Genomic DNA, 15946 nt, shown 5'->3' with positions numbered 1-15946 from the left:
AGGAGACGAAGGAGAACGATGGCCGCACAGACCAGTGCCCGCCGGAGCAGACAGCGACAGGCCACCGTGGCCGAGATCCGCACAGTCGCGCGCCGACTGCTGATCGAACGCGGGGCAGCCGCGGTGACGATCAACGCGGTCGCCAGGGAGATGGGGATGAGCGGCCCCGCTCTGTACCACTACTTCTCCGGCCACGACGAACTGGTCGGAGCCATCACCTCGGACTTCTTCCAGGAACTGGCCGAGGAGATGGAAGCCGCACGCGAGGCCACCTCCGCCGACCCGCCCGCGCGGCGGCTCCTGGCCATCTGCCGCGCGATGCACGGCTGGGCGAGGTCACACCCCGCCGAGTGCCGCTGGATATTTGCCAGCCCGGTGGCACCGCCGAACAGGGAGCCCGACTCGCCCCGGCACCAGGCCGGGCGCCACTTCGAGCAGATCTTCCTGGCCGAGGTCACCGCCTTGTGGGAGACACAACCGTTCGCGGTGCCGGACCTCGACGACCTGGCGCCGTCCCTGCGTGAGCAACTGCGCCAGTACGTGACCTCGACAGCGACTCCGCTGCCGCCGGAAGCCGCGCATGTGTTTCTGTCCTGCTGGATCAAGCTGCACGGTCTGCTGTGCCTGGAAGCGCTGCACCAACTCGACTTCGCCTACTCGGATCTCACTCCGGTTTTCGAGGAGTGCCTGCGCGACATCTGCCACATGCTGGGCCTGAGCTACGAGAAGCCATGACTGAGCAACTCGGCCCAGGAGACCGGGGCGCAGATGATCAGGGGCAGATTCAGTGGCCGGTGCAGTCGGGGCACAGGCCCCGGTAGGTCACCTCGACGGCGGAGACGGTGAAACCGAACCGCTCGGAGGCGGGCAGATCTGTCAGTGGATCGCCGACAGGGTGTACGTCACGGATGGTGCCGCAGCGCGAGCAGAGCAGGTGGTGGTGAGGCCGGTGGGCGTTCGGGTCGTAGCGCTTGGCGCGGTCGTCGGTGGCCACCTCGAGCACTTCGCCCAGGGAGACCAGCTCACCGAGGGCGTTGTAGACGGTCGCGCGGGAGATCTCCGGCAGCCGGGCGGTGGCGCGCGCGAACACCTCGTCCGCGGTGAGGTGGACGTGCTCGCCGTCGAGCACCTCGGCGACCACCCGGCGCTGGGCGGTCATCCGCCAGCCACGTCCGCGAAGCCGTTCCAGCAGGTCACTCATGACCACCAGCCTAACCATGTCTGCCGAACGAAAATCTTACGGGCCTGGTTTCCGTATTGACTTGGATTTCGTCCATCGTAGGATCGGTTCCAGCGACAGCCAAGGGGCAGGACACAGCAGGAAACATCGTGATGGTTCAGCAGGTGGGCCCGATCACATTTCGCAATCCGGTCGACGAGGCGACGGTCTTCATCGACGAGGCGACGGTCTTCGCCGGAGCCTGTGCCCCGGCTGTTCCAGTACCGGCATTCCCTGAGCACCGTGATCCGCCCAGTCCGGAAGGATTCCCATGTCTGAGAACCATGAGGCGATCGTCGTAGACGCGAAGACGGAGGACACAAGCGGCGGCTGCCCGGTCGCGCACGGACGTGCCCTGCACCCGACCCAAGGTGGCGGAAACCGCCAGTGGTGGCCGGAGCGGCTCAACCTGAAGATCCTTGCCAAGAACCCCGAGGTGGCCAACCCCCTCGGTGAGGAGTTCGACTACGCCGAGGCGTTCCAGGCCCTCGACCTCGCGGCCGTGAAACGTGACATCGCCGAGGTGCTCACGACCTCGCAGGACTGGTGGCCCGCCGACTTCGGCCACTACGGCCCGCTGATGATCCGTATGGCCTGGCACAGCGCCGGCACCTACCGGATCAGCGACGGCCGCGGCGGTGCAGGCGCCGGCCAGCAGCGCTTCGCCCCGCTCAACAGCTGGCCGGACAACGGCAACCTCGACAAGGCCCGCCGTCTGCTGTGGCCGGTCAAGAAGAAGTACGGCCAGAGCATCTCCTGGGCCGACCTCATGATCCTCACCGGCAACGTCGCGCTGGAGCAGATGGGCTTCCAGACGTTCGGCTTCGGCGGCGGCCGCGAGGATGTCTGGGAGGCCGAGGAGGACGTCTACTGGGGCCCCGAGACCACCTGGCTCGGCGACGACCGCTACAGCGGCGACCGTGAGCTGGAGAACCCGCTCGGCGCGGTCCAGATGGGTCTCATCTACGTCAACCCGGAGGGCCCGAACGGCAACCCGGACCCGCTCGCCGCGGCCCGTGACATCCGCGAGACGTTCCGCCGGATGGCGATGAACGACGAGGAGACGGTCGCCCTGATCGCAGGCGGCCACACCTTCGGCAAGACCCACGGCGCGGGCCCGGCGGACGCCGTCGGCGCCGACCCCGAGGCCGCCTCCATGGAGGAGCAGGGCCTGGGCTGGAAGAGCACCCACGGCACCGGTAAGGGCGGCGACGCCATCACCTCCGGCCTGGAGGTGACGTGGACGGAGACGCCCACGCAGTGGAGCAACAACTTCTTCAAGAACCTCTTCGAGTACGAGTACGAGCTCACCCAGAGCCCGGCCGGCGCGAACCAGTGGGTGGCGAAGAACGCCGAGGCGATCATCCCCGACGCCCACGACGCGTCGAAGACGAAGCTCCCGATGATGCTCACCACCGACCTGTCGCTGCGCTTCGACCCGGTCTACGAGCAGATCTCCCGCCGCTTCTACGAGAACCCCGAGGAGTTCGCGGACGCCTTCGCCCGGGCCTGGTACAAGCTCACCCACCGCGACATGGGCCCGAAGTCGCTGTACCTCGGCCCGGAGGTCCCGGAGGAGACCCTGCTGTGGCAGGACCCGCTGCCCGAGGCAGAGGGCGAGGTCATCGACGCCGGGGACATCGCGGCGCTCAAGGCCAAGCTCCTCGACTCGGGTCTGTCCGTCTCGCAGCTGGTCACCACCGCGTGGGCGTCGGCCTCGACCTTCCGCGGCAGCGACAAGCGCGGCGGCGCCAACGGCGCCCGCATCCGCCTGGAGCCGCAGCGGGGCTGGGAGGTCAACAACCCCGACGAGCTGGCGACGGTGCTGCGCACCCTGGAGGGCATCCAGCAGGAGTTCAACTCCGGGGCCAAGAAGGTCTCGCTGGCCGACCTGATCGTGCTCGGCGGCGCCGCCGCCGTCGAGAAGGCGGCCAAGGACGCCGGCTACGACGTCGAGGTTCCGTTCACCCCGGGCCGTGTCGACGCGACGGATGAGCACACCGACGCGGAGTCGTTCGCCGCGCTGGAGCCGACCGCCGACGGGTTCCGCAACTACATCGGCAAGGGCAACCGGCTGCCGGGCGAGTACCTGCTGCTGGACAAGGCGAACCTGCTCACGCTCAGCGCCCCCGAGACGACGGCCCTCGTCGGTGGTCTGCGCGTGCTGGGCGCGAACCACGACCAGTCGAAGCTCGGCGTCTTCACCGATACCCCGGGCCGGCTGACCAACGACTTCTTCGTCAACCTGCTCGACCTGGGCACGACGTGGAAGGCGACGTCCGAGGACGAGAACACCTTCGAGGGCCGCGACGCCGCCACCGGCGAGGTCAAGTGGACCGGCAGCCGTGCCGACCTCGTCTTCGGCTCCAACTCCGAGCTGCGCGCACTCGCCGAGGTGTACGCGAGCGACGACGCGAAGGAGAAGTTCGTGAACGACTTCGTCGCGGCGTGGGACAAGGTGATGAACCTCGACCGGTTCGACCTGAGCTGATCGTCAGCGTCCGAGCAGGACGTCCGGTCTCAGCAAGCTGAGGGCAGGGCCCCGACCGCCGCCGGTCGGGGCCCTCGCCGTTGTGAGGTCCCGCTGGCCTGCGGTGGAACGTCAGTCTGGAACGTCAGTCGTCCTGGGAGCCTGTGGGGAGTTCGCGGATCTTGAGGTCCTTGGCGCTGTCGGAGCCGAAGCCGTGGTCCAGCAGCTTGGCCGCGTCCTTGTACCGGTCCTTGCTGTTGAGGACGGTGCCCACGAGGGTCTTGCCGTCGCGGGTGGCCGCGAAGACCAGGCACTTGCCGGCCTTGCTGGTGGTGCCGGTCTTGAGGCCGATCGCGCCGTCGTAGGCGCCCAGGAGCTGGTTGGTATTGGTCCAGGTGTAGTACCGGGTCCGGCCGTTGGCGGCCGGGGCTTCGGCCTTGTACTTCTTGGTCCGGACAATCTGGCGGAAGGTGTCGTGGTGCAGGGCGTGCCGGGTCAGCTTCGCCAGTTCGGCCGGGGTGCTGAAATCCTTGGAGGAACCGTCGAACGTCCCGAACCGGGTCTTCCTCAGGTGCAGTTGCCTGGCCTTGACGTTCATCTTCCCGACGAAGGACCTGACCCGTTCGGTGGGAGTGTCGCCGGTGCCGAAGGTGTCGGCCAAGGCGTAGGCGGCGTCCGCGCCGGAGGGCAGCAGGGAGGCGTAGAGGAGCTGGCGGACGGAGACCTTGTCACCGGTCTGGAGGTCCGCCGTGCTGGCGTGGTGCTCGGTGACGTAGTCGCGGTACTGCTGCCGGACCGCAACCTTGCGCTCCAGGTCGACATTGCGGGTGTCCAGGACCACCGACGCGACCATGATCTTTGCCGTGCTGGCAATCGGACGGGCCTTGTTCACGTCCTTGCCGTAGAGCGACTTGCCGTTCTTGGCGTCCACCAGCGTGGCGCCCTTCGCGGCCACGGTCGGTGCCGGGTCCTCGGATGTGATCGCCCGCGCGACCAGTGGGGAGGCGGCCAGAAGGGTGCCACCGGCGGCGACGGCTATGACGGCTTTGCGGACGGTCAGCGTTCTTGCGGCCATGGGAAGGTGCTCCGAATCTGCGGGTTGGAGTTCGTCGTGGGGCCGAGCCCTCCGGGTCCGGACGACACCGATGTCTGATGACGGCCCCGCCGCAAAAGTTCACGGCGCCGCCGCCCAATGGGTTCACGCCGCCCCCAATGCCTGAAGGCCCAGCCCTTCTGGCCCCTCCTCCGGCTGCGTGGGGGTGGGGGCCCAAGGCTGGGCCCCCACGCGTTGGACCCCGTACGCTCGCCCGGTGCAAGCGGATGGCCGGACGGCAGGGAGGGGCAGGGCGGGATGAAGCCGCTGGAGGCTGGCGATCCTTATGCGATCGGCCCGTACGAGTTGCTGGGGCGGCTCGGCAGCGGGGGCATGGGGGAGGTGTTCCTCGGCAGGCCGGGGCGGGACGGCCGACCGGCCGCGATCAAGGTGGCGCGGGGGGAGTTCGCGGACGACGCGGGGTTCCGGCGGCGGTTCGCGCGCGAGGTGCAGGCCGCGGGGAAGGTGGACGGCCGGTTCACGGCCGAGGTCCTCGGGGCCGACCCGGAGGCCCGCCGTCCATGGCTGGCCACGGCGTACATACCCGCGGCCTCGCTCGCGGACGCGGTGGCCACCAGCGGGGTGCTGCCGGAGAGTTCGCTGCGTGCGCTGCTGGCCGGGATCGCTGGGGCCCTGGAGGCGATCCACGCCGCCGGGCTCACCCACCGCGACCTGAAGCCCGCCAACGTGCTGCTCGCCGACGACGGGCCGCGCGTCATCGACTTCGGCATCTCCCACTCCTCCGAGCAGTCGCAGCTCACCCGCACCGGGCAGGCCCCCGGAACCCCCGGCTATATGGCACCCGAACAGTTGCGGGGCACCTCCCTGGGCCCGCACACGGATGTGTTCGCACTCGGCGCGACTCTCGTGTACGCCGCCACCGGCGAAGGCCCGTTCGGGGCCGGCGACCCCATGTCGCTGATGTACCGCGTGCTGGAGGACGAGCCGCGGCTGGACGGCGTGCCGGACGGGCTGCGCGACGCTCTCGCGCGCTGTCTGGCCAAGGATCCGGAGCAGCGGCCGACGGTCGCCGCGCTGCGCGCCGAGTTCGCCGTCCCGCGCACGGTCGGCGAACGGCGCTGGCTGCCGCCTGAGATCTCCACCATGGTGGCGCTGCCGACACGGCTGGAGCCACAGCGGCTGGACGATCCGCAGGGCGCCGCCGTCCCACGGCAGCCCGACGATCCGCGGAACGCGCTCGCCACACCCCGGGGCGCCTTCGGACCGCCGCTTGGCGCGGACGGCCGGCCACCGTCGCCGGGGGCCGCCGCGCCCCCGATGCCCCCCGCGTACGGCACGCCCCCCATCGCCCCGCAGCCGCCGGGCGCGCCGGGCGAGGCCCCCAAGCGCCGCCTCAGCCGCCGTTCGCTGGTGGCGCTGACCGTGGGCGGAGTCGCCGCGCTCGGGACCGGCGGGACACTCGGAGCCCTCGAAATCCTGAACGGGGGCAGGAGCGAGGGCAAGGACAACAACGCGGACGACAGGGGGCCCGGGGGCAAGGGCGACGCCCCCGCCGACGACGCCGCCCGCAGCGATGGCCGGGGCAGCGGGCCGCTGCCGAAAGTCGTCTCCGGGAAGAAACTGGGGCACCGGCCGACAGTGGAGAAGGAGCGCGGAGCCCCGCCGAAGGACCTGGTCGTCCGTACGCTGATCCAGGGCTCAGGCCAGAAAGTGCGGGGCGGCGACCATGTGAAGTGCCACTACGTCATGCAGGAGTGGACCAGGGCCAAGACCGTGGACAGCTCCTTCGACCGCAAGGAGACGTTCGTCCTCCAAGTCGGCGTCAGCCAGGTCATCAAGGGCTGGGACGCGGCCCTCACCGGCCGACGGGCGGGCTCCCGTCTGGAGGTCTCGGTCCCGCCCTCCCTCGCCTACGGCGACAAGAGCCCCAGCGAGGACATCCCGCCCAGAGCAACGATGCTGTCCGTGATCGACATCCTCGAGGTCATCCACACCAGCGACTGACCGCGCCCTCCGGGGGACGGCCCCGGACATCGAGGTGGTGGCCGACTGCGGCAGAATGTATTTGCTTGTACAAGCAGATAATTTCCCTCTATTCTCCGGACGTGACGATCACGACAGAGGACGGGGAAGAGCCGTCGCGTCCGGCGGACGACGCCGAGGACGACCGCTGGTGCATGGCCGTACGGCTGCTGGGGCGGGTCGAACGCGAGCTGGACGAGACCCTCTCGCGCCGCCACGGCCTCCCGTTGTCCGAGTACCGGGCACTGTGCGCCCTCAGCCGCGCCGACGCCGAAACCGGGAGTGAAGAAACCGGGAGCGGAGAAACCGAAGGCCAAGAAGCCGAGGGGGAAAAGGCGACCGCTCTGCGCATGGGGGAGCTGGCCGACCGGATCGGGCTCAAGGACAGCAGCGTGACGCGGCTCGTCGCACGGCTGGAGGGACGCGGGCTGGCGGAGCGCGCCGCGGCACCCGGCGACAGACGGGCCGTTGCCGCCCGGATCACCCCGCTGGGGCGCCGGTGGTACGCCGACACCACGCCGACCTACCGGGCCGCGCTCGGCCGCGCGCTGGAGGCGTCGTTGAGCAACGTCTATCTCGCCGATCTCGCCGCCTGGGTCCGCACCGGGCAGTCCGCGGTGGCGGGCCTCCACCCCGCACCGGGCCCGTCCGCGCAAGAGCCCGCGCAAGAGCCCGCAGAAGGATCCGCAGAAGGAGAGGACCGCCCATGACAGCCGCAACCGGCGCCGGCAGGACCAAGGGCGCAGCCCAGTACGAGGCCCACTACGCCTCCCTCCTCGCCCCGCACTACACCTGGATGCTCGGCGGTGACCTGGAGGCCGCGGTGAGCGCGCAGCTCGATCTCCTGCGCGGGCTCGGCCTGCCGCGGGAGCAGCCGGGCGCCGGCTCCTTCGCGATCGACCTCGGCGCCGGTCCGGGGCCCGGCGCCCTCGCGCTGGCACGTCTCGGCTTCACCGACGTGGCGGCCGTCGACACCAGCGAGGAGCTGCTCGACGAACTCGTGCGGCACGCCGCGGAGACCGGCGCTGCGGAGGCGGTACGGCCGGTGCGGGACGACATCCGCAGCTACCCCCGCACCGTCGCTTCCGGCTCCGCCGAGGTCGTGCTGTGTCTGGGCGACACCCTTCCGCACCTGCCCCACCGTTCGGACGTCCTGGCGCTGCTGGTCGAGATCTCCGGCGTACTCGCCCAGGGCGGCAGCTTCGTCGCCACCTACCGCGAGCAGGAAAAGGTGGCACGGGGCACGGACCGCTTCCTTCCGGTACGCAGCACCCAGGACCGGATCCTCACCTGCTTCCTGGAGTACGTGGACGAGGACACCCTCCTCGTCCACGACCTGCTGCACACCCGCGACGGTGCGGGCTGGCACCTGGAGACCAGCGCGTACCCCAAGCTGCGGCTGACGGCGGGCCTGCTGGAGGAGCAGTGTGCCGAGGTCGGCCTCCGGGCCCGCCATCACGAGACCGGCCCCCGCGGGATGCGGGTCCTGCACGCCGTCAAGCCCTGAGACGGCCACCCGGCCGGCGGCTCCCCGCTCGCACCCGTGGTCGGCTGCCGCTCTACTGAGGGCTACGTGCCCTCAGCGGCCCACAAGGAGGAGCCCACCGATGAGCGGCCAGTTGCCCCTGGAATCGTCCGAAGCCACCGCAATCGGCGGGCCCCCCGACACCGTCGACCCCCGCGGGCTGCTCAAGCACCTGGCGCCGGTCAAGGTGCCGGTGCCCGCGGGGAGCGCGACCCGGCGGCTCCCCGGGCACGACGGGCCCTCCCGGCGGGCCCGGCTGCTGCCGCTGGGGGCCGGGCTGCTGGCCAGCCTGCTGCTGTTCGCGGCCACCACGTACCTGGTGCTCGGGAGGGGCACGGGCCTCCTCGACTGGACGGTGCTGACCGAAGTCGTGGGGCACCGGCAGGACGTGCTGAACGGGCCGGTGCGACACCTCACGCATGCCTCGCAGACTCCGCTGCTCATCGGTGCGGCGCTGCTGGCGCTGTGGCCTGCCTGGCGGGACCGGTCCTGGTGGCCGTTGGTGCTGGTCGGCGCCGCCTCCGGGCTGGCACTCGTGGTGGCGACGGCCGCCAAGCACTTGGCGGACCGCAGCCGGCCGCCCGCAAAGCTGTGGGAGGTCCAGGAGGACGGCTTTTGCTACCCCTCCCGGCACACGGTGATCGCCACCGCCGTTCTGCTCGTCCTCGCCTATGTGTTCGCCGTCAGGATGGCCTCCCGTGCGGCGCGGATCCTGCTGTGGACCGGTACGGCAGTGCTGTGTCTGCTGGCCGGGGCCGGCCGGGTCTATCTCGGCGTGCACTGGCCCACCGACGTACTCGCGGGCCTGGCCCTCGGCGCGGCCGTCCCGCTGCTGGTCGTCATGGTGCACGCGCTGGCTGATCCGCGACGCTCCCGTCGCTCCTCGGGCTGACTCCGGTGTGTCCCGTCCGGCATTGGGCACTCCGCCCGTGACGTACGACGGATGCGACGGGAGCGAGGGGGCACCACCGATGGAGACACACCGGGGAGCGAGCGGGAGCGTGAGCGCCGGTGCCGAAGGGGTACGCGGCACCGTCATCCGGACCCTCAGCGCCTGGGATCGCACCCTCTTCCGCACCGTTGCCCTGCGCCACTGGCCGCGCGGCGAGGGCGTACTGCCACGGCTGAGCCGCACCGCCGACCACAGCAAGCTGTGGCTGGGCACGGCGGCGGCCATCGTGCTCTCCGGGGTGGGCGGACCCCGCGCCCGGCGGGGTGCCCTGCGCGGGCTGGCCTCCATCGCGGTGACCTCGGCGGTGGTCAACACCGTCGGCAAGGGCGCGTTCGGCCGCACCCGCCCGGTGCTGGACGACGTACCGGTGATCCGGCGGCTCAAACGGCTGCCGACCAGCACCTCCTTCCCCTCCGGGCACTCGGCGTCGGCCGCCGCCTTCGCCACCGCGGTGGCACTCGAATCGCGCGGCTGGGGCGTGGCGGTGGCGCCGGTGGCCGCCTCGGTCGCGTTCTCCCGCGTCTACACCGGCGTCCACTACCCGAGCGACGTCCTGGTGGGCTCCGCGCTCGGCACCGCCGCCGCCTTCGGGGTACGCGCAGTACTGGACGCGCGGCGTCCGGTACCGCCCGCGCAGCCCCTGGTGGCGGCCCCGGCGCTGCCGGAGGGGCGCGGTCTGTCGGTGGTGGTCAATCCGGGCTCGGGCTCGGCATCGGCCGCCCGCGAGATCGGCGAGGCGCTGCCCGCGGCCCGCGTCGTCCACTGGGACCCGGACGCGGGGCCGCTGACCGAGCTGCTGGCCGACGAGGCGCGGCGGGCAGCCGAAGAGGGCGGCGCGCTGGGGGTGTTCGGCGGCGACGGCACGGTCAACGCGGGGGCACGCGCCGCACTCCGCTACGGGGTGCCGCTCGCGGTGCTGCCCGGTGGCACCCACAACCACCTCGCCCTCGACCTGGGTATCGGCCGCTGCGCCGATCTGGCCGACGCGCTCGCCTCCGGGCACGCCATCGCCGTGGACATGGTCCGCTTCGCCCCACCGCGCGGGTCGCGGCGACAGGCGGAGGGTGCCACTCCGTCCGAACCGGGCTACTTCGTCAACACCTTCAGCCTGGGCGCCTACGGCGACCTGGTCGAGGTACGGGACCGCTGGCGAGACCGGATCGGACCGTGGGCGGCCGGGCTGGTCGCCGCGGTGCACGTACTGCGCCACTCGCGCCCGTTCGAGGTACGGGTGAACGGCCGACGGCGGTCGCTGTGGCTGCTGTTCGTCGGCAACTGCTCGTACCACACCGTCGGCGGCGGCCCCGGCGGGGCGCGGCGCTTCAACCTCTCCGACGGCATGCTGGACATCCACCTCGTCCGCGCCGGCCGCTGGGCCCGCACCCGCCTGGTGGCCTCCGCGCTCGCCGGCGTACTGCACCGCTCCCCGGTGCACGCCGCAGCGCGTGGACGCCGACTGCACCTCGCCGGGATACCGGAGGGCACCCTGTGCTCGTACGACGGCGAGACGGCGCCCTCCGCGCCTGCCCTGCTCCTCGACAAGTCCGCCGGCACGCTGACGGTCTACCGGCCGCTCCCGGCCTGGCTGAACGGATCGGCGCTGCCGGACGGTTGAGCGGGTCGGCAGCGAAAAGCGGGGAGCCGGACAGCCGGGAGCCAGACAGCCGGGAGTGCTCCGCCCGTCACCCGGCCTCCCACGGCGGCAGGGCCAGCAGTCCGGCCACCCGGCTGCGCACGCCGCGGACCTGGGGCCCCTCGACGGCGGAGCTCCGGGCGTGCCTCGAGCGCTGCTCCGCATGCCTGCGGTACCGGAGAGTGGCCTGCGGGATGAGCACACCGGGCGTCGCGGCGGAGGCGGCCATCAGCAATGCGGTGTCCTCCATCCCCGCGGCCGCCTGCCAGCCGCCGAGCACGGTCACCAGATCGCGGATGTACAGGGCAGCGGCGGGGACCGCGGGAAGCAGATAGGTGTCCTCGGTGGTGACCCAGTGCGCGGCGAGCGTGCCGCGTTCCAGCGGGCCGGGTGCCAGCGGGAGGGGGACCTCACGGAGTCGGCCGTCCGGCAGCAGATCCCTGGCCTGGCCCAGCGCGAAGCCGGCACCGGGGTGCTCGGCGAGCGCGGCGACGAGCCGGGTGAGGGCTTCGGGTTCCAACTCGTCGTCGGCGTCGGCCGTCTGGACGTAAGGGGCCTGCCCCCGGTGGAGGGCGAGGTTGCGGACGATCGCGGGGCCGAGGGCTGCGCCCCCGTGCGCACCGATGCGCACCCGGGGGTCCAACACCGCGCCGCATCCCGTCAGTACCTCGGTGACCTCGTCGGCGGCGCCGTCGATCTCGACCCACCAGGTCCAGCGGGGATGTGTCTGCTCCCGGAGCGACTTCCACAGGTTGGGGAGGAAAGAGGCGTACGCGGCGTGCACAGCGGTGACCACATCGACATCAACCCTGTCCGCTCGCGGCGTCCGGCTCCGTATCGGTCCATCGCCGTACATGCGCCCAGAATACGGGAACAGTTGTACGGGCGGGGTACGGGAAAGGGCGTACCGGAACTCAGTCGGCGGACAGCACCTCGCGCAGCGCAGCCGCGAACGCCTCCGGCTCGCCCTGCTGGCCGAACTCGCCGCCGAGGAAGCCCGCATGGTGGCTCGGGAAAACGGTCAGCGCGATGCCGAGCCGGTCGGCGATCGACGCCGCGGCGCGGGCCGCCAGCTGTCCCCCGGACTCCTTGCCGGCCGCGACAACGATACGGGTCGAAGCGGCGCGGAGTGCGTCGAAGTCGGGCCGGTAGCCGGTGCAGCCGCGGATGTTCTGCCGCATCAGGGGGTCGTCGCGGGAGCCGTCGTCCTCGGTCGGCAGCCCGAAGTCGGCCGGGTCGGGCGAGGGCTCCTCGGCCCAGTTCGCAGGAAACGGCCCCTTTCTGCTGGTCACCGCTATGAACTTGGCCATCCCGGGGCCCATTCCGCTGCGTTGGTAGGTGTCGTAGATGTCCACGCAGACCGCCAGCGCCTCCTCGCGGTCCGGCAGCACCTGCGCCGTCGGCGGCTCATGAGCGACGAACGTCCGCACCAGTCCAGGGTGAGCCGCCACCAGGGCGAGCCCGTTCACCGCGCCGCCGCTGCTGCCGAACAGCTCCACGGGACCGGCGTCCAGGTCCTCGATCACCCGCCGCAGATCGTCGGCGTGCTCCTCCGGCAGATGCTCCGCGGCCCCGTCGGTACGTACGCTGCGGCCGACCCCGCGCGGGTCGTAGGTGACCACGGTGCGGTCGGTGAAGTACGACCCGAGCGTGCCGAACCCGTCGGCGGTCATCGGCGAACCGACCAGCATCAGCACGGGGCTGCCGTCCGCCCCGGCGTCCTTCAGCTCGCCCCGGATGTCGTACTGGAGCGTGGCGCCGGGAACCTCCAGCGTGCGCGTCTCGAGCTCGGTCATGGCTGCCTCCTCGTCATCGGTGACGTTCAGCAGGACAGACCGGCGAGCCCGCGAAAAGTAATCGCCGCGCCACTATGGATTGCCGCGCCGCCAAGGCTTGCCCGGCGGATCTTGCGCGGCCCTCCCGTGTTCCGGCCAGGGGGTGCCCCTGCCCGCCGCCCGCAGGCTGCGGGCGGGTTGTGGCTGATCGCGCAGTTCCCCGCGCCCCTTCGGGGCTCGTCCTATCGCGCCGCCCACGGCACCCGGCAGACATGCGGAGCGTCGCCTTCCGGGCACAGGCCGCGGAGGACTCCCTTGCGCAGCGCCCGCCAGACCCGCAGGGAACACTTCACCCGCACCGCCACCTCCACCGGCCGCCGCGCCCCCGCGTCCTGCCCCGGGTGCTCGATCGTCCACTGCTCGCGCAGGTCGCCGTACAGCTCCTCCGCGCTGACGCCGCCGCCGAGATCGCCGCTCAGAGCGCGCAGGTCGTCCACCGTCGCGCGCCGGACCGCCGCCTCCCGCCGGATGACGTCCTCGACGAACTGAACGCCCTCGTCGTCGGCGAAAACCCCGAACCTCAACCACCGCATGGCGTCACGCTACTCGCCCCGCCTGAGCGGCGGCTTCAGGGGAGGACCTGCTCCGCCCAGATGATTTTCCCCGCGGGCGTGTAGCGCGTGCCCCACCGTTCGGCCAGCTGGGCGACGAGGAAGATGCCGCGCCCGCCCTCGTCCGTCTCGGCCGCGTACCGCATATGAGGCGAGGTGCTGCTGGCGTCGTAGACCTCGCAGAAGAGGCTGTGGTCCCGGATCAGCCGGACCCGGACGGGCGGGGTGCCGTAGCGGATGGCGTTGGTGACCAGTTCGCTGAGCAGCAGTTCGGTGGTGAACGCCGTCTCCTCCAGCCCCCACTCCGCGAGTTGCTCGGTGGCCGCGGTGCGCACCTGCCCCACCGCGGTCGGATCGTGCTCGACGTCCCACTGCGCGACCTGGTCGGAACGGAACGTCCGGGTGCGGGCCACCAGCAGGGCGACATCGTCGGACGGGTGTGTGGGCAGCACCGTCTTGAGCACCTCTGTGCAGGTCTGCTCCGGTGTCGGACCGCTGCCGGCGAGGGCCCCGCGCAGAAGCTCGATTCCGGCGTCGACGTCCCGACTGCGGTCCTCGACGAGGCCGTTGGTGTACAGGACCAGACGACTGCCCTCGGGAAGCTGCCGCTCGACCGCCTCGAACCGCATCCCTCCCACTCCGAGCGGCGGACCGGGCGGCAGGTCCAGGAACTCCACGGCCCCGTCCGGGGTGACCAGCGCGGGCGGCAGATGCCCGGCGCGGACCAGTGTGCAGTGTCCGCCGACCGGGTCGTAGACCGCGTACAGACAGGTGGCCCCGGCCACCGGCGTCCGGTCCGGGCCCGTCTCCTCCACATCGATACGGCTGACCAACTCGTCCACCCGTGCCAGCAGTTCGTCGGGCGGCAGATCCAGGTCGGAGAGGGTGTGGATGGCCGCGCGCAGCCGGCCCATGGTGGCCGTGGCCTGGAGGCCGTGGCCCACGACATCCCCCACCACCAGCGCGACCCGGAATCCCGTCAGCGGCAGCACATCGAACCAGTCCCCGCCCACCACGGCCTGCGCCGGCAGATACCGGTGCGCCACCTCCAGGGCGTTGTGGGTGACGTGGGCGCCGGGAAGCAGGTTCTCCTGGAGCGTCACCGCGGTGGCGTGCTCACGGGTGTAGCGGCGGGCGTTGTCCACGCCCAGGGCCGCCCGGGCGACGAGTTCCTGGGCGAGGAAGAGGTCCTCCTGGCCGAACGGTTCGGAGTCACCGGCCCGCCAGAGGTTGACCATGCCCATCAGCACTCCCCGGGCACGCAGCGGGACGAGGATCAGGGAGTGGATCCCGTAGTCGATGGCACGCTGCGCCTGCTCCTGGTCCACCGCCATCCAGGACCGGGAGGCAGCGCGCAGATCCCCCATGAGAACGCCCGGCGCTCCGCCGAGCACCGCGGCCTGCGGCGTGCTCGGCGGCAGGGTGAGCTCGGTCCCTACCGGGAAGAGGGGGTGGTCCTCGCGGATGCCGTGGACCGCGGCCCGGCGCACCGGAACCAGCCCGTGGGCCATGACCGGTTCCTCACCGCGGAGCACGGGCTCCGCCAGATCGACGCTGGCGAAGTCGGCGAGCCGGGGCACCACCACCCGCACCAGCTCCTCCGCCGTCCGGGTCACGTCCAGGGTGGTGGCGATGTCCGCGGCGGCGTCGTAGAGCAGTTTCAGCCGCTTCCGCGCGGTCTCGGCCTTGCCGGTCAGGGCCCGCAGCTCGGTGGAGTCGCGCAGCGTCGCCACGGTGCCGGCGGGGACGCCGTACCCGTCGGTGCGCCGCTGGTTGACCGCGAGCAGCCGGTCCCCGACCGTGATCATCTCGTCGGTGGCCTCGCGCCCCGAGGCCAGCAGCGCCGTGCTGTACGGGGGCAGATCCAGCTCGTCCACCCGTTTGCCCTCGGCGTCCGACGGCAGCTGCAGCAGACGGCGGGCCTCGTCGTTGGCCAGCGTCAGCCGCCGGTCGTCGTCCACGAGCAGAACGCCTTCACGCACGGAGTGCAGCACCGCGTCGTGGTGCTGGTACTGCCGCGCGATCTCGGCCGGATCCAGACCCAGCGTCTGACGGCGCACCCGGCGCGCCAGCAGGAACGAGCCCGCGGCACCGATCGCCAGCGCCGCCACAGCCAGCCCCACCAGGATCGGGATCTGGCGCGACGCCTCGGTACTGATCTGCCGGAGCAGCACCCCTGCCGAGACCAGGCCCACCACCCGGCCGTCGTCCTTGATCGGCACCACAGCACGCACGGATTCGCCCAGCGTGCCGCGGTAGGTCTCGGTCAGCGCCTCTCCGCGCTGGGCCGGTCCGATGTTGCCGACGAAGTGCCGCCCGATCTGGGCCGGGTTCGGATGCGTGTAGCGGATCCCGCCCGGGCTCATGAACACGACGAAACTGGCTCCGGTGTCCCGCTGCACCGCCCTCGCCACCGGCCGCAGCTCCCGGGTGGGATCCGAGGACTGGACGGCGCTGATCACGCTGGGGGCCCGAGCGAGCGTCCGGCTGATGGCGAGCATCTTCTCCCGGCTCTCCGAGTTCGCGGCCCGCAGCGAGAACCCGACACTCACCGCAGCGCCGATGCCGACGACAAGCACCAGAACCCCGACCTGGAACAGCAGCATCTGCCCCGCCAGACGCCATCCACCCCGCGCAAGGACAGGTCTCATGTCGTCACACTCTCGCTCGCCTGCTGACGAGCTT

At 71.6% G+C, this 15946-nt stretch carries 13 protein-coding genes; 7 read left to right on the top strand and 6 right to left on the bottom strand.

The genetic code is table 11. The features are described from left to right. Positions 1-18: 18 nt before the first annotated feature. Positions 19-735 (top strand): TetR/AcrR family transcriptional regulator, encoded by a 717-nt coding sequence (locus ACTWQF_RS25285; protein WP_443281945.1) that lies wholly within the window; start codon positions 19-21, stop codon positions 733-735. Positions 736-784: 49 nt separating this feature from the next. Here the strand turns inward: ACTWQF_RS25285 and ACTWQF_RS25280 are convergent, their stop codons facing one another. Beyond that, the gene (locus ACTWQF_RS25280) at positions 785-1201 is read right to left on the bottom strand and encodes a Fur family transcriptional regulator (RefSeq protein ID WP_443281944.1); all 417 of its coding nucleotides are present in this window, start codon (positions 1199-1201) and stop codon (positions 785-787) included. A 289-nt stretch (positions 1202-1490) separates the two neighbouring features. Here ACTWQF_RS25280 and katG point away from each other — a divergent pair, with 289 nt between their 5' ends. Beyond that, positions 1491-3710, top strand: coding sequence for a catalase/peroxidase HPI (gene katG, locus ACTWQF_RS25275; protein ID WP_443281943.1), 2220 nt, complete (start codon positions 1491-1493; stop codon positions 3708-3710). Positions 3711-3834: 124 nt separating this feature from the next. Here the strand turns inward: katG and ACTWQF_RS25270 are convergent, their stop codons facing one another. Beyond that, positions 3835-4764 (bottom strand): D-alanyl-D-alanine carboxypeptidase family protein, encoded by a 930-nt coding sequence (locus ACTWQF_RS25270; protein ID WP_443281942.1) that lies wholly within the window; start codon positions 4762-4764, stop codon positions 3835-3837. 276 nt (positions 4765-5040) lie between these two features. Here ACTWQF_RS25270 and ACTWQF_RS25265 point away from each other — a divergent pair, with 276 nt between their 5' ends. The 5 genes from ACTWQF_RS25265 to ACTWQF_RS25245 all read left to right on the top strand — a co-directional run bounded on the left by ACTWQF_RS25265 (position 5041) and on the right by ACTWQF_RS25245 (position 10857). Next, positions 5041-6747 (top strand): protein kinase domain-containing protein, encoded by a 1707-nt coding sequence (locus tag ACTWQF_RS25265; protein ID WP_443281941.1) that lies wholly within the window; start codon positions 5041-5043, stop codon positions 6745-6747. Between the two features lie 101 nt (positions 6748-6848). Continuing rightward, on the top strand, positions 6849-7475 hold the full coding sequence (locus ACTWQF_RS25260) for a MarR family winged helix-turn-helix transcriptional regulator (protein ID WP_443281940.1): 627 nt from the start codon (positions 6849-6851) through the stop codon (positions 7473-7475). After that, positions 7472-8272 (top strand): class I SAM-dependent methyltransferase, encoded by an 801-nt coding sequence (locus tag ACTWQF_RS25255; protein WP_443281939.1) that lies wholly within the window; start codon positions 7472-7474, stop codon positions 8270-8272. The genes ACTWQF_RS25260 and ACTWQF_RS25255 overlap by 4 nt, the downstream gene beginning before the upstream one ends. Before the next feature lie 100 nt (positions 8273-8372). Further along, the gene (locus tag ACTWQF_RS25250; protein WP_443281938.1) at positions 8373-9182 is read left to right on the top strand and encodes a phosphatase PAP2 family protein; all 810 of its coding nucleotides are present in this window, start codon (positions 8373-8375) and stop codon (positions 9180-9182) included. A gap of 79 nt (positions 9183-9261) precedes the next feature. Continuing rightward, positions 9262-10857: a bifunctional phosphatase PAP2/diacylglycerol kinase family protein gene (locus tag ACTWQF_RS25245; RefSeq protein ID WP_443281937.1), complete on the top strand. Its 1596-nt coding sequence runs from the start codon at positions 9262-9264 to the stop codon at positions 10855-10857. 67 nt (positions 10858-10924) lie between these two features. Here the strand turns inward: ACTWQF_RS25245 and ACTWQF_RS25240 are convergent, their stop codons facing one another. The 4 genes from ACTWQF_RS25240 to ACTWQF_RS25225 form a co-directional block, all read right to left on the bottom strand. Then, on the bottom strand, positions 10925-11731 hold the full coding sequence (locus tag ACTWQF_RS25240; protein ID WP_443281936.1) for a glycosyltransferase family A protein: 807 nt from the start codon (positions 11729-11731) through the stop codon (positions 10925-10927). 58 nt (positions 11732-11789) lie between these two features. Beyond that, positions 11790-12671 carry an alpha/beta fold hydrolase gene (locus ACTWQF_RS25235; RefSeq protein WP_443281935.1) on the bottom strand — a complete coding sequence of 294 codons (882 nt, stop codon included), beginning with the start codon at positions 12669-12671 and terminating at the stop codon, positions 11790-11792. A gap of 221 nt (positions 12672-12892) precedes the next feature. Beyond that, the gene (locus tag ACTWQF_RS25230) at positions 12893-13243 is read right to left on the bottom strand and encodes a hypothetical protein (RefSeq protein ID WP_443281934.1); all 351 of its coding nucleotides are present in this window, start codon (positions 13241-13243) and stop codon (positions 12893-12895) included. A 35-nt stretch (positions 13244-13278) separates the two neighbouring features. Next, positions 13279-15912 carry a SpoIIE family protein phosphatase gene (locus ACTWQF_RS25225; protein WP_443281933.1) on the bottom strand — a complete coding sequence of 878 codons (2634 nt, stop codon included), beginning with the start codon at positions 15910-15912 and terminating at the stop codon, positions 13279-13281. Between the last annotated feature and the right edge of the window lie 34 nt (positions 15913-15946).

Source organism: Streptomyces sp. 8N114, from assembly GCF_052245835.1.
Classification (GTDB): domain Bacteria; phylum Actinomycetota; class Actinomycetes; order Streptomycetales; family Streptomycetaceae; genus Streptomyces.
This window is presented reverse-complemented; position numbering and strand designations above follow the sequence as displayed.

Excerpts from the sequence above, each read along its gene's own strand:
- ACTWQF_RS25285 (WP_443281945.1), top strand. The coding sequence starts at position 19 with ATGGCCGCACAGACCAGTGCCCGCCGGAGCAGACAGCGACAGGCCACC.
- ACTWQF_RS25280 (WP_443281944.1), bottom strand. The coding sequence starts at position 1,201 with ATGAGTGACCTGCTGGAACGGCTTCGCGGACGTGGCTGGCGGATGACC.
- katG (WP_443281943.1), top strand. The coding sequence starts at position 1,491 with ATGTCTGAGAACCATGAGGCGATCGTCGTAGACGCGAAGACGGAGGAC.
- ACTWQF_RS25270 (WP_443281942.1), bottom strand. The coding sequence starts at position 4,764 with ATGGCCGCAAGAACGCTGACCGTCCGCAAAGCCGTCATAGCCGTCGCC.
- ACTWQF_RS25265 (WP_443281941.1), top strand. The coding sequence starts at position 5,041 with ATGAAGCCGCTGGAGGCTGGCGATCCTTATGCGATCGGCCCGTACGAG.
- ACTWQF_RS25255 (WP_443281939.1), top strand. The coding sequence starts at position 7,472 with ATGACAGCCGCAACCGGCGCCGGCAGGACCAAGGGCGCAGCCCAGTAC.
- ACTWQF_RS25250 (WP_443281938.1), top strand. The coding sequence starts at position 8,373 with ATGAGCGGCCAGTTGCCCCTGGAATCGTCCGAAGCCACCGCAATCGGC.
- ACTWQF_RS25245 (WP_443281937.1), top strand. The coding sequence starts at position 9,262 with ATGGAGACACACCGGGGAGCGAGCGGGAGCGTGAGCGCCGGTGCCGAA.
- ACTWQF_RS25240 (WP_443281936.1), bottom strand. The coding sequence starts at position 11,731 with ATGTACGGCGATGGACCGATACGGAGCCGGACGCCGCGAGCGGACAGG.
- ACTWQF_RS25235 (WP_443281935.1), bottom strand. The coding sequence starts at position 12,671 with ATGACCGAGCTCGAGACGCGCACGCTGGAGGTTCCCGGCGCCACGCTC.
- ACTWQF_RS25230 (WP_443281934.1), bottom strand. The coding sequence starts at position 13,243 with ATGCGGTGGTTGAGGTTCGGGGTTTTCGCCGACGACGAGGGCGTTCAG.
- ACTWQF_RS25225 (WP_443281933.1), bottom strand. The coding sequence starts at position 15,912 with ATGAGACCTGTCCTTGCGCGGGGTGGATGGCGTCTGGCGGGGCAGATG.